The organism is uncultured Arthrobacter sp. (genome assembly GCF_947493765.1).
Lineage (GTDB): Bacteria > Actinomycetota > Actinomycetes > Actinomycetales > Micrococcaceae > Arthrobacter_D.
Genome location: NZ_CANLSZ010000001.1, coordinates 150,702 through 163,169, shown reverse-complemented (window position 1 = coordinate 163,169; position 12,468 = coordinate 150,702). Strand labels below are relative to the sequence as shown.

Here is a 12,468-nt window from a genome sequence, read left to right as displayed (position 1 = left end):
CACGCGAGGCGTGCACCGGCTCGAGCGGCTCGGGAATCTCGGTACCGTAGGGGCATGAGCCGCGCCGTCTGCCCCGGATCCTTCGACCCCATCCACAACGGTCATATCGAGATCATCAGCCGGGCCTCCCGCTTGTTCGACGACGTGATCGTCGCGGTCTCGACGAACTACGCGAAGAAGTACCGATTCGACGTCGAGGAGCGCATGGAGTTCTGCGCGCAGGGTCTCGCCCACCTTCCGAATGTCAGGATGCTTCCCCTCGGGGGCGGACTCCTCGCCGATTTCTGCACCGAGCACGGAGCGGATGCGCTGGTCAAGGGCCTGCGCTCGGGCCTCGACTTCGACTACGAGCTGCCCATGAGCACCATGAACCGCCACCTGGCCGACGTCGACACCGTCTTCCTCCCCACCGCCGCCGAGTTCGCGCACCTGTCCTCGAGCCTGCTCAAGGAGGTCGCCTCATTGGGTGGCGACATCGAGCCCTTCGTGCCCGACGTCGTCCGCGAGCGGTTGCTTCAGCGGGACTGACGGCCGGGATGCCGGCCAGGGGACGGAGCTATACGCGTTCCAGGGCCCGATGCGGGCCAGGCGGCAGATCGACGCCTACGACGTTGTCGGGTTTTATCTCGCCGCCACGAACGACGATGCCCATGATGCCTGCCCTGCGCTCCACGTCCCCTGCTTCATTTCGTGACACCACCGCTTTGAGCAATCCGGTCCGGAAGCGGTCGATCTGCCTGCAGGGATTGCGTAACCCGGTCACCTCGACCACCGCGTGAGGACCGATGCGGAGCAGAGCGCCGACGGGCAGGGCCAGGAGATCGATACCCCAGGTTGTGATGTTCTCGCCGAGATCACCTGGGCCCACCCGGAACCCCTCTTGCGCGAGATCGTCGAACAGCTCTGCCTGAATGAGATGCACCTGCCGGAGATTCGGCTGAGAGGGGTCCGCTCGGACGCGGGACAGATGCTGCACGGTCGCTCCAGCATGGGCGTCCCCTTCTACCCCCATGCCCTCGACGAGCAGGACCGATGCTGCTGGTTCTTTGCTGAAATGATGGTCCGTACTCTTGCTGACCGACACAGTCAGACCACTCATCGCCGGAACCGCCGATCGGCGACACCGGCATGCAGGAGGACGACCGCGGGTCCGCGCGCTGACCACCGAGTCGCAGCGAGGTGAGCCGTATCCAAGGCGGTGATCATGAGTTGCTGAGCATCCATGAGTCGAACCTACTTCGGACTTGGCGCCGGCTGCAGGATTACCTCGTCCCAGTTCCGCACCCGCGGGGGTTCTGGCGGTCGCTGGGCGAAACTTGCGTCAGTCGGCGGCATCAGTCACTTCTCGACCGTCGATCATTGCGACGACGTCGTCCAGGGTTCCGTGGCACTTCTCCAGTTCAGGTAGGTGGTAGAACGTGCTGGTGCTATCGAGGTCGTTGATGGCGTCGTCCGGCGAATGCAGGATCGTCCTTCTGCGCTGGGCGATCGCGATGCCGAGCTCAACATGCGTGCTGTTCCCGGCCGGGAGCAGGACGACGACGACGTCGGCGCCCATCACTGCATCTCTCTCATGCTGCCCGATGGCCCGTAGATCATCGAGAGTGACTTCGTTCGCGTCGCCCGATGACGCATAGTCGGTCCATTCGTACATATTGATGTACCCCTGGCCTCCAAGGTTTGAGCGACGTGGCGAACGTCGGCGATGTTCCTGACGCTCGACGCAACGTAGAACTTCTTCACGGCTTCTGCCTTCCGATCGTCCTGCGTCCATTCCTCCTTCCAGGGTAGGCCCGTGCGGCGCCCGCCGCGGAGTGAAGAAGCGCTACTCGAGCTCGCGACGATGCTGCCTAAGCACGAGCCACAAGCCACTCCAGCTGGGCTGCGGTGGGTTCCCGGTCCGCATAGATTCTTCGACGCACACCGGCTGCAACAGTGTCTTTCGTCGGACCTTCCCACAGCAGCTTCAGACCAACACGTTCAGCAACAGCACACGAGGCGGGGTTGTTGGAGAGTGCCCGAGCCGTGACCGGCGCGGTGGAGTTCGCCGTTGTCGCTGACATGATTGCTGCCGTGGCCATCTCCGTGGCAAGGCCCCTGCCCCAACTCGTCGGTGCTAATCGGTAACCGAGGTTCCACAGCCCGGAAGCGGTCAAAGTTACTCCACCGGTCCCGATGAACATTCCCGGCAGCAGATTTCCCAGACTGCCGGTCCGACCGATCCTGATGGCCCATGGCCCAGCGCCCGACTCCGTCCAGCTTCTCTGCCCGGCCGCGATCAGGGCTACTGATTCTTCTCGTCGCCGATGACGGCCAGTAGGCAAGTGCTCCCAGGTCGCCGGGTCGCGGTAGATGTCGAACACCTTGTCGATGTCATGCGGAGAAAGAGGCGTGAGTGTCAGACGCGAGGTAGTGACGATGGGGATGACCGGAACCATCACCTCATTCTGCAGCCAGCACGGCCAAGATGTTCACCCACGTTTCGGCTCGTCCGGGGGGTCAGGTTGTGAGCCTGCTCCCCGAGCCACAATTCTCCGCCCAATGTGTTCTGGACGGTCACGCCGGAGCGTGCTCCTGGGTGAGGGGCGCCACTCGATGATGGAAGACCTCAGCCTCCGGTGCCCGATCGGTTTGGACTGCCAGCGGTGATGATCTCGAAAATAGTGCGCCGGAGCACACGTCTGGCACACGACGTGTGACGAACAACATGTGTCGAGTCCTCGCGTAGATGATTGATCTGCCCTCCGTCGGAGAGTGCGGCGGCCCGGCATCCACAGATCGGCGCAGAACCTATGTCTGGAGAGCACCATGAATCTTGCGAAGAACGCTTTGTCCGCGGTGGTCCTTGCTGCTGTTGTGATGGGATCCGTAGCCTGCACGCCCGAGGAGACGACCACCACCGACCCGCCCGACGGCGTGATGACGAGTTCGGCCCCGGCGGCGCCCATGACGTCTGACGCGGCCGTGCCTACGTCCGAAGCGTCAGCCGGAGGCGGAGCGTCCTCGACGGCTGAAGCCGCCCCCGCCGAGGAAGCCGTCATCACGATCGTCGATTTCGAGTACCAGATGCCCGAGACCATCGCGCCCGGCGCCGAGGTGACCGTCACCAACGAGGACGATGCGCCTCACACCGTCACGGCTGACGGCGACGGAGATTTCGACGTCGAGGTGGGCGCAGGTGAGACAGTGACCTTCACCGCGCCCGAGGAGTCCGGCGACTACGCCGTCAAGTGCACCTACCATCCTCAGATGTCCGGGACGCTGGTCATCGGGTGAGCTCGACCAACGGGTCCGCGGACACCAGCAGGGGAACGAGCCGGATCCCCCTGCTGGTCCTGAGGCTCCTCGTGGCGGCGGCTCTGATCGTCAGCGGTGTCATCCACCTGCAGCTCGCCTCGGGCTTCGAGCAGGCAGCACCCGACGGCATCGGTGGTGGAAATGTCTTCCGTATCCAGGCCGCGGTCGCCGTCCTGTCCGGCCTCTACGTTCTCCTCAGAGGGACCAGCAGGGCCTTTTTTCTGGCAGCACTGGTGGCGCTGGCCTCCCTTGCGGCGGTCCTGCTCTACCGGTACGTGCAGGTCCCCACGATCGGACCGATCCCGTCCATGTACGAGCCCGTCTGGTACACCACGAAGACCATCACCGCCGTCGCTGAGGGACTCGCGCTCATCCTCGCCGTCGTCGGCTACCGACTGTCGCGTAGAGCACTCTGATCTTTGCTGCGTCAGGAACGCGCTCACGGCTCCGTCGAGGCGGCGAAACCGCGCTTCCGGTCCCGGCTCCTCGGCGTTGGCGGCGGGTGCATCAGTCACAGGGTGAGCCTGGACGGAGCGCGGTGTTTTGGGGCTGCACCTGCAGACAGGCTAGAATGATTCGTCGGTCATATGTTCTACAGGAGTCACCATTAAAAGCGATCTCAGTTCGCCTTTGACATTCAGTGTCAAGGACCTCGGACGCAGTCCGGGAAGCATGCGGACTGTCGAAGAACATGTACCGGCACCCAAGGACTTCGGCGTGGCCCTGGTCGGCGTGCAGGAGGGTTCCATCATGGACCTCGATCTGCGCTTCGAGTCGGTCCACGAAGGAATCCTGGTGTCGGGGACCGCGAGCGTGGAAGTGACCGGCGAGTGTGGGCGCTGCCTGGAGCCCCTGCGGTTCGACCGCGACGTGGACATCCAGGAACTCTTCTTCTACAGCGACTCCGAGTCACTGTCGGTGGAGGAGGATGAAGAGCAGTACCGGGTGGAGGGTGATGCAATCGCCCTGGAACCCGTGCTCCGGGACGCAGTGGTCACGTCGCTGCCGTTCCAGCCGGTGTGCCGGGAGGATTGCAAGGGATTGTGCTCCGAATGTGGGGCCCGCCTCAACGACGATCCCGACCATCACCACGAAGTTTTGGATCCTCGCTGGTCAGCCCTCGCCGGGTTGACGGGCGCCGCCGCAGAGAGTGACGCGGCAACCAAGTCAGAGTCAGACGAGAGAGAAGAGAGTTAGCCGTGGCTGTCCCGAAGCGGAAGATGTCCCGCGCGAATACCCGCGCACGCCGGTCCCAGTGGAAGGCCACCGCGCCCAAGCTGGTCAAGACCCTCGAGAACGGCCGTGTCACCTACAGCATCGCGCACCAGGCCAAGGTTGTCACGGACTCGGCAGGCACGCCCCTGTTCCTCGAGTACAAGGGCCGCAAGGTCGCCGACGTCTGATCCAGACCGCCGCCACCGCGCCCCATTCGGGCGCGCGCACCGGACACCAGATCAACCGAAGCAATTGTGACGAATAGCGCAGAGCTCACGAAGCGTCTCGGGGTCGATATAGACCCCGAGACGCTTCGTCTTGCCCTGACGCACCGGTCGTACGCCTACGAGCGCGGCGGCATCCCCACCAACGAGCGGCTGGAGTTCCTGGGGGACTCGGTGCTCGGTCTGGCGGTCACCGACGCGCTCTACCGCGACAACCCGACGCTGTCCGAGGGAGACCTCGCCAAGCGACGGAGTGCGGTGGTGAGCACGAAGGCCCTCGCCGGCGTCGCACGCGGCCTGGACCTCGGAAGCCATGTGCTGCTCGGTCAGGGCGAGAAGCTCACGAACGGGCGTGATAAGGCGTCCATCCTCGCCGACACCATGGAGGCGGTGATCGGAGCCGCCTATCTCAGTCATGGGATCGAGACAGCCCGAGCCATGGTCATGCGACTCATCGGGCCGCTCCTGAGGGACTCGGCCGTCCTGGGCGAGGGGACGGACTGGAAGACGCGGATCCAGGAGACGGCCGCCGCGCGGCGCCTGGGACTGATCGACTATCGCGTGGACGGGACCGGCCCGGACCATGCCCGCACCTTCACCGCGCGTCTTTTGATCGGCACGGTGGAGTACGGATCAGGCCGCGGTCCGTCCAAGAAGGACGCCGAGCAGGCGGCGGCCGCCCAGTCCTGGACCATGCTGGCCGCGGAGGCCGACCCTGCACCCGGCCGCCCGGTCGGTGACCGCTGAGTGCCGGAGCTCCCCGAGGTCGAGGTGGTGCGACGCGGTCTGGCCCGCTGGGTGACGGGTCGCACCATCGAGGACGTCCAGATCCTCGACGCACGTTCGCTGCGTCGTCACGTGGCGGGCCCCGAGGACTTCATCGGTACGGTTGCCGGCTCCCGGGTCCAGGACGTCGTCCGGCGTGGCAAGTTCCTGTGGCTCCTCCTCGAGGAACCCGGCCGCACCTCGGACAGTCCGCACGTGGCACTGATGGCCCACCTCGGAATGAGTGGACAACTGCTCATCGAGGATCCCGAGGCACCCGCCGAGAAGCACCTCAAGGTCCGGCTCCGGCTCTCCGCTGCGCACGGGGACGACGGCGCAGCACTCCCCACCGAGCTGCGCTTCGTGGACCAGCGCATCTTCGGGGGCATGTTCGTGACCGGCCTCGAGCCCACGCCGGATCATCAGCCCGGGGGACTCGGCCGCGGATCCCTGCCGCTGATCCCGCACCAGGCCGCCCACATAGCGCGTGACCCCCTGGACGTGGCGTTCTCGATCGAGGCGTTCCATGCCCGTCTGCGTGCGCGGAGGACCGGCCTCAAGCGAGCCCTGCTCGATCAGGGCCTCATCTCCGGCATCGGGAACATCTACGCCGACGAAGCGCTGTGGGCCGCGAAGATGCACTATTCGCGCCCCACCGACACGATGCGGCGTCCCGACACGCACCGGATCGTCGACGCCGTCACGTCGGTCATGACCCGCGCCCTGGACGCGGGCGGCACCAGTTTCGACGCGCTGTACGTCAACGTGAACGGTTCCTCCGGCTACTTCTCCCGTGAGCTCAAGGCCTACGGGCGGGCGGGTCTGCCGTGCAGCAGGTGCGCGGCGGAGGGGCGGACGACTCTCATCCGGAGGGAAGCCTTCATGGGCAGGTCCTCCTCCGTCTGCCCCTGGTGCCAGCCCGTACCTCGCAACGCCAGGACCTGATTTCTTCCCGTCGGCGTGCTGTGTCGTTAGGGAAAACAGACGAATCCACAGGCTCGTGACCTTAACGTGACAATCTCGTTCCCACCCCGTACCGTAGATCTCGCGTTCGATCCACGATGGATGAGCGCCCATCCTCACACTGCCTAGCCCTGTCGATGAGGACGGACCGTTCGCTCAACACATTCGACAGGGGCGGGGGAACCAGTAGTGGATTCCTTCAGGAGTCCTAGGGGTAAAGACACGAATCACCAGCGTTGGGGCGCTTGCGTGATGAACAGAGTGTCCGGATGTCCCATCCGAACCCGACAGCTAACTTCGCAGGCATTGGGAAAGGCATCAACTTGTCCAAGAACACTTTTTCAGCGCGCCACCGCGCCGTTCCCGCACGCATCAACCCCTTCGTGACCGCGTCGCGTGCCGTCACCATGAGCGCCTCGGTAGCCGGTAAGCCCGCCGCCGTCGTCGTTGCGGCCTCCGGCCTCATGCTCGGCGCAGCACTTCCCGCCAGCGCAGCCGGTGAGCTCACCACGGCTCCCGTTGCCCCGCAGGCCGCGACCAGCGGCGTCTACACCGTCACCGAGTGGGACGCGAACGGAACACGCACCTACACCACCGACCAGTGGGGTGTACCGGCAGCCGCCGCCACCCAGTGGGCTGCTCCCGCCGCAACCCAGTGGGCTGCTCCTGCCGCAACCACCTACGCACCGGCTGCGACGTACGCCCCCGCCGCTCCGGTCGCCGCGCCTGCTGCTGCTGCCACCTCGGCCTACAGCCTGCAGTCGACCAACAAGCCCGTGGTCCGCCAGAGCGGATCGATGTCCGGTATCGCCGGAACGGCCATGCAGGGTGAGGGCCAGGGCTACGTCTACGGCGGAAGCGGCTTCGGCACCTGGGACTGCTCGAGCTTCGTGCAGTGGGCCTACGCCCAGAACGGCATCAACCTGCCCCGCACCAGCTGGGCCCAGATCGCCGCGATGACCCCGACGTCGAACCCCCAGCCGGGTGACCTCGTGAGCCAGAACGGTGGCGGCCACGTCGGTATCTACCTCGGTAACGGCCGGATGATCAGTGCCCTCAACTCGACCCAGGGCACGGTTGTGCACTCGGTCAACGCCATGGCGCTGGACGGCTACTACACGCGCTAGGAGCCGAGTTGCCGGCAGCGCGCCGGTGATGACGTGAGCGAACGACGAAGGACGGGATGCCCTGCATCCCGTCCTTCGTCGTTCCCGGACCATCGTCACCGTCAGGGCCGATGGTCGGGTACCCCATGGCCTGGCATGGCATGGCCTGCGTCAGCGGCGGTAGTGCGAGGCCAAGCGGGCGAAGCCCTCGTCGAGGCCGACCGCAGGTGTCCAGTCGAGCACGCTCCGGGTGTGGCGCTGGTCGAACCAGTGGGCGGTGGACAGCTGCTCGGCGAGGAATCGCGTCATGGGAGGTTCCCCGGTCCGTCCGGCTCGCTGCCAGAGATGCTCGATCACCGCTCCGGCGCTGCGCGCGAGAGGACCCGGGACCGACCAGCGCGGAGGCGCCACCCCGCCGGCACGGCACATCGCGGAGATCAGCTCCGCGATGGGACGCGGCTCGCCGTTCGTGACCACCAGAGCCTGGCCCTGGGCCTGGTCCATGCGGTCGAGGCACGCGACGATGGCGGCCGCGGCGTTGTCCACATAGGTGGTGTCGATCAGGGCGGTGCCGCCGTCGAGCAGTGGCAGACGGCCGGCGCGCGCACGATGGATGACGCGCTGGACGAGCTGGGTGTCCCCGGGTCCCCAGACGATGTGCGGTCGCACTGCAGCGACCCGGAAGTCCGGGGTGGAGCCCGCAAGGGCCAGCAGCTCCGCAGCGGCCTTCGTCCGGGCGTAATCGCCCCGGGCGCGCACCGGATCCGCGGGACCGGCCGGCACACCGATGAGTGAGGCGCCGCTGTGGGCGACCGACGGCGAGGAGACGTGGACGACGTCGCGAACACCGGCCGCCCGGGCGCACCCGAGGACCAGTCGGGTGCCCTCGACGTTGATGCGGTCGAAGTCCGCGGACACCCCGGTGAACGAGACCTTCGCGGCGAGATGGATCACGCCCGAACAGCCCCGCACGGCGTTGCGGACCGCTGCGCCGTCGTCGACGGAGCCCAGGCGGTCCTCGACCCCGGGCACGCCCGAGGGCGTCCGCTGGAAGGTGCGGACCGGTGTGCCGTCGATCAGCAGCTGTCGGGCGACGGCGCGCCCGAGCATGCCGCTCGCGCCGGTCACCAGGACCGTCACAGCGAGCCCGCCCGCCCGCCTGCGAGGAAGCGGGCACTCCACCGCGCCACCCGCGTGCGATCGATCTTGGCGTTGTGGCGGATGTCCACCGGGAGCCGTGGCACGGCGATGACCGCTGCCAGCTCCGTGCCCAGCTCGCGGGCAGCATGCCGGGCACCGCGGGTCAGGGCCTCGTCCGCCAGTCGCGGACGACGTCCTGCATCTGCCACCTCGAGGACGGCGACCACGGCCTGGGTGCCGGTCGGACCGACGCCGACGACGGCTGCCAGGCGGACGCCGTCGAGCTGCTCCAGGACCTGCTCCGGTCCGACGGGCGTGATGACACCGGCGGGGGAGGAGATGACGTGCGGCAGTCTGCCCTCCACCCAGAGGCGCCCCTCGGCGTCCAGGTGCCCCACATCGCCGGTCCGGTGCCAGGGCTTCGTGCCGGCGGACAGCTGCTGCGTCTTCCACAGGCGGAAGTAGCGGTCCTTGACGTGCGGGGCACTGACCAGGATCTCGCCCGTCAGCCCTGGCGTGGTGGACACGTCCGGCCCGGGAGCGCCGGTCGCGTCGAGCGGTGCGATGGCGACCCGTGCGCCGTGGACCGGCCGTCCCACGCACACACCGTTGCCGGCGCCCTCCGTGCCCGCGCCGGTGGCCACTGCGGCGGCACGGATGCCCGCGAGATCGACATCGGCGACCAGGAGCGACTCCGTCATCCCGTACGGCGTGTGGAGGGTGGCGGCGGGCAGGAGATCCTGGACGGCCTCGAGGAGAGGGACGGGGATCGGAGCACCGGCCGAGAGCAGGAGCCGGACCCGGCCCAGGTCAGCCCTGCCCGACGCCGGGAGGTCGTCGCTCGTCGCGAGGACGTTCCGCAGGGCCGCCGGCGAGGCGAAGACCACGTCCGCGCCGATGGCTGCGGCGGCGTCCGCCAGAGCCCGGGCGGTGAGGGTCCGCGGAGCGGTGACATCCATGTCCGGGGTGACGGACGTGGCGCCGAGCGCCGGTCCGAGCAGGGCGAACGGAGCGAAGCCCGCCACGAGTGCGGTGCCGGGTCCGAGGTGGAGGGTGCGCTCGACGGCGTCACGCATGGCACTGAGCTGGCGGTGCGTGTAGACGACGCCCTTGGCCGGGCCCGTGGAGCCGGAGGTGAAGAGGATCGCCGCATCGGCGTCGGGGTCGGCATCCCCGGCGGGGGGCCGGACCGCTACGGGCGTCCTCCGGAGATCCTCGAGGGATGCCTCGACCTTCAGGGCGGACCGTCGGGCGGAGGACAACGGTGCGGCGCTGATGCGGCGACCGGGCCAGCCGAACACGCGCGCGGCGAGGAGCGCGCGTTCGATGCCGATGACGACGTCGGGGGCCGCCCCCCGCACGGCGCGACTCAGTCCGCGTGCGCCGAGGCCGGCGTCTGCCACGACGATGACGGCCCCGATGCGCAGGCACGCGTAGATCAGCACGGTGAGATCAACGCCCGGCGGGACGAGCAGGCTCACCCTGCTGCCGGGCCCGACGCCGCGCTCCGAGAGTCCGGCGGCGACGGCCGCGATGTCCTCCTCGAGGGCGCGCCAGGACAACGTCCGGGGTGCTGCGTCGGCAGACATCTCGGCGACGGCCGTGGAGGTCCCGTCCGGGCCGGCCGCGAGATCGCCGATGCGCTGCCCGAGCGGGGTGTAGCCGGCGTCCTCGGCGCGCCGGTCCGTCGGCGCGGCCGGAGCGTCGAGGCCCACGAAGCGCGCATCGAGCCACTCGACGGCGGTGGTGGCGGTGTCCGCGTCCTCCTGCACCAGGTGACCGGCCCCCTCGAAGCGGTGGATGTCCGCGTGGGGGAGACGCCGGGCGAGATCCTCGAGATAGGGATCGGAGAAGATCGGGTCACCGGGTCCCCACATCATCAGGACGGGGACCGTGATGCTCCGGATACCCTCGGCCACGGTGGCGAGCGCGGCGTGACTGGGGTGTCCGGGCCCGACGGGGATGTCGGAGACGAAGTTGGCGATACCGTGGCGGGCCGCGGTGCCACGATAGGGGTCCTTGTACGCGCGGCGGACCTCCGGTACCAGCCGCGGTCGGGTCAGGGCGAGCGTGACGTCGAGGAAGGAACTCGTGGTGCGGGTCCCGGGCCCGTGGACGCCTCTGGCCAGCGCGAGTCTGAGCAGCGCAGGGATGGGGCGGGCGGGATCCTGGTGGATGGCCGTGTTCGTGAGGATCATCCCCACCAGGGATCCCCGATTGCGGTTCGCGTAGCCGAGGCTGATGACGCCACCCCAGTCGTGCCCCACGGTGACGAGCGGACCGTCGAGGCCGACGGCGGCCACGAAGTCCTCGAGGTCCGTGATGCGGTCGGCGAGCCGGCGGAGGACGCCGGTCCGGGCCGAGTAGCCCATGTCCAGCTGATCCACGGCGACGACCCGCCAGCCCGCCGCCCGTCCGGCGGCCAGGTAGTCCCGCCACAGGTAGGAGAACGTGGGGTTGCCGTGGACGCAGAGCAGGGTACCCCGCACCGGTTCGCCGTCGCGGCCGGCTCCGTTGTCGAGATAGTGCCAGCGGTGGACGGTCCCGGGCTCGTCTGCTCCGCTGGTCGAGGGCACGTCCGTGAACGTCGACCAGGAGGGGTCGACGCCAGGGAGTGCTACCACGCAATCTCCATCATCGACGTGTTGAGCCCGGATCCCACGCCGAGGCAGAGCACCCGGTCCCCGGGGCTGAGCGACTGCGACTCCTGGGCGAGGGTCATGGGCAGCGACGCCGGACCCACGTTGCCCCAGTGGGGGAAGGTGATGGGGACCCGCTCGCGCTCGAGATCCACGGCCTTGATGATGGCGTTGGTGTACGAGGTGGAAACCTGGTGCGTGACGTAGCGATCCATCGCGTCCCACTTCCAGCCGTCCGCCTGGGCCTCGTGCCAGGCGGTGACCACGAGGTCCAGGCCGCCGTCGAGGAGGCCCTTGGTGTCCGTGTACATGCCGTCGATCCCACCCACGCACAGCTCGTGGTGTTCGGTCCCGGCGCGGGAGACTCCGCCGAGGATGCGGTGCGATCCCGGATGGAGGTCCGCCGGGCCGATCACGGCGGCGGCGGCACCGGAGCCGAGCGTCAGGGTGGCGAACTCGCTCAGGAAGTCCTCCCTGGTCGACTCCTCACGATTCAGCCGGTTGAACGTGGCCTCCTGCGTCTGCTGGGCGTCCTCGCCGGCCACGATCAGCGCGTACTTGATCTGCCCGGAGTCGATCATGTTCGCCGCGAGGGTCATGCCGTTCACGAAGCCCAGGCAGGCGTTGGCGAGATCGAAGTTCATGGCCGACGACGGCAGCCCGAGCGAGTGATGGATCTTGACGGCGACCGACGGCTCGAGATTCCGCCGGGTCACCGAGGTGTTGACCAGGAGACCGACATCCCCCGGCTCGATCCCGGCCTCCGCCATCGCCTTCGCACCGGCCTCGATCGCGGCGTCGTCGAAGTCGGATCCGGGGGACCACCAGCGGCGCTCGGTCACGCCGGCCACACGCTCGAGGAGGCGCTTCGAGAGGCGGAGTCTCTTCAGGCTCGGGGCCAGGCGCTCGTCGAACTCACTGGAACTGACGACTACCGGCGCCTCCACGCTCGTCACGGCGAGCAGCGCCGTATTGTCATGTCGGAACGTCGCGTTACCGGTCAAATTTCCTGCCTCGTCACATAATCAACGCCCGCCGAGAGCCCCGCGAAGGGGTGGCCCGGACGCCTCTGGATACTGCTGAAACTTTGGTAAGCCTACTTCGTAGGTAAGGCTCGGG

The 12,468-nt window shown here is 67.9% G+C and carries 14 protein-coding genes and 1 riboswitch; of the genes, 8 read left to right on the top strand and 6 right to left on the bottom strand.

Annotated features, from left to right (window positions below):
* Positions 1-54 precede the first annotated feature (54 nt).
* Positions 55-528, top strand: coding sequence for a pantetheine-phosphate adenylyltransferase (gene coaD / locus Q0747_RS00835; protein ID WP_298251369.1), 474 nt, complete (start codon positions 55-57; stop codon positions 526-528).
* 28 nt (positions 529-556) lie between these two features.
* Here the strand turns inward: coaD and Q0747_RS00830 are convergent, their stop codons facing one another.
* The 3 genes from Q0747_RS00830 to Q0747_RS00820 form a co-directional block, all read right to left on the bottom strand.
* Positions 557-1,099, bottom strand: a complete 543-nt coding sequence (locus Q0747_RS00830) for an MOSC domain-containing protein (RefSeq protein ID WP_298251368.1) — start codon at positions 1,097-1,099, stop codon at positions 557-559.
* 222 nt (positions 1,100-1,321) lie between these two features.
* Complete coding sequence (locus tag Q0747_RS00825) at positions 1,322-1,654, bottom strand: hypothetical protein (RefSeq protein WP_298251367.1); 333 nt, start codon at positions 1,652-1,654, stop codon at positions 1,322-1,324.
* A gap of 196 nt (positions 1,655-1,850) precedes the next feature.
* Positions 1,851-2,438 (bottom strand): GNAT family N-acetyltransferase, encoded by a 588-nt coding sequence (locus Q0747_RS00820; RefSeq protein WP_298251366.1) that lies wholly within the window; start codon positions 2,436-2,438, stop codon positions 1,851-1,853.
* A 370-nt stretch (positions 2,439-2,808) separates the two neighbouring features.
* On the opposite strand from Q0747_RS00820, the gene Q0747_RS00815 reads away from it, so the two are divergent.
* The 7 genes from Q0747_RS00815 (at position 2,809) to Q0747_RS00785 (ending at position 7,591) form a co-directional block, all read left to right on the top strand.
* The gene (locus Q0747_RS00815; RefSeq protein ID WP_298251365.1) at positions 2,809-3,276 is read left to right on the top strand and encodes a cupredoxin domain-containing protein; all 468 of its coding nucleotides are present in this window, start codon (positions 2,809-2,811) and stop codon (positions 3,274-3,276) included.
* Positions 3,273-3,713: a hypothetical protein gene (locus tag Q0747_RS00810; protein ID WP_298251364.1), complete on the top strand. Its 441-nt coding sequence runs from the start codon at positions 3,273-3,275 to the stop codon at positions 3,711-3,713. Before Q0747_RS00815 ends, Q0747_RS00810 begins: the two co-directional genes overlap by 4 nt.
* A gap of 214 nt (positions 3,714-3,927) precedes the next feature.
* Positions 3,928-4,494 carry a DUF177 domain-containing protein gene (locus Q0747_RS00805; protein ID WP_298251363.1) on the top strand — a complete coding sequence of 189 codons (567 nt, stop codon included), beginning with the start codon at positions 3,928-3,930 and terminating at the stop codon, positions 4,492-4,494.
* A gap of 2 nt (positions 4,495-4,496) precedes the next feature.
* A complete protein-coding gene (rpmF, locus tag Q0747_RS00800; protein ID WP_298251362.1) occupies positions 4,497-4,700 on the top strand; it encodes a 50S ribosomal protein L32 in 204 nt (67 codons plus the stop codon).
* Positions 4,701-4,766: 66 nt separating this feature from the next.
* Positions 4,767-5,483, top strand: a complete 717-nt coding sequence (gene rnc, locus Q0747_RS00795) for a ribonuclease III (RefSeq protein ID WP_298251361.1) — start codon at positions 4,767-4,769, stop codon at positions 5,481-5,483.
* Positions 5,484-6,446, top strand: a complete 963-nt coding sequence (gene mutM, locus Q0747_RS00790; RefSeq protein ID WP_298251360.1) for a bifunctional DNA-formamidopyrimidine glycosylase/DNA-(apurinic or apyrimidinic site) lyase — start codon at positions 5,484-5,486, stop codon at positions 6,444-6,446.
* Positions 6,447-6,607: 161 nt separating this feature from the next.
* Positions 6,608-6,785: riboswitch (cyclic di-AMP (ydaO/yuaA leader) on the top strand.
* A gap of 2 nt (positions 6,786-6,787) precedes the next feature.
* Positions 6,788-7,591, top strand: a complete 804-nt coding sequence (locus Q0747_RS00785; RefSeq protein WP_298251359.1) for a C40 family peptidase — start codon at positions 6,788-6,790, stop codon at positions 7,589-7,591.
* 150 nt (positions 7,592-7,741) lie between these two features.
* Here the strand turns inward: Q0747_RS00785 and Q0747_RS00780 are convergent, their stop codons facing one another.
* Genes Q0747_RS00780 through Q0747_RS00770 form a run of 3 tightly spaced genes read right to left on the bottom strand, consistent with a single transcriptional unit; the run spans position 7,742 to position 12,353 of the window.
* Positions 7,742-8,710 carry an NAD(P)-dependent oxidoreductase gene (locus Q0747_RS00780; RefSeq protein WP_298251358.1) on the bottom strand — a complete coding sequence of 323 codons (969 nt, stop codon included), beginning with the start codon at positions 8,708-8,710 and terminating at the stop codon, positions 7,742-7,744.
* Positions 8,707-11,334: an alpha/beta fold hydrolase gene (locus Q0747_RS00775; protein WP_298251357.1), complete on the bottom strand. Its 2,628-nt coding sequence runs from the start codon at positions 11,332-11,334 to the stop codon at positions 8,707-8,709. The genes Q0747_RS00780 and Q0747_RS00775 overlap by 4 nt, the downstream gene beginning before the upstream one ends.
* The gene (locus tag Q0747_RS00770) at positions 11,328-12,353 is read right to left on the bottom strand and encodes a 3-oxoacyl-ACP synthase III (protein ID WP_148600338.1); all 1,026 of its coding nucleotides are present in this window, start codon (positions 12,351-12,353) and stop codon (positions 11,328-11,330) included. Before Q0747_RS00770 ends, Q0747_RS00775 begins: the two co-directional genes overlap by 7 nt.
* Between the last annotated feature and the right edge of the window lie 115 nt (positions 12,354-12,468).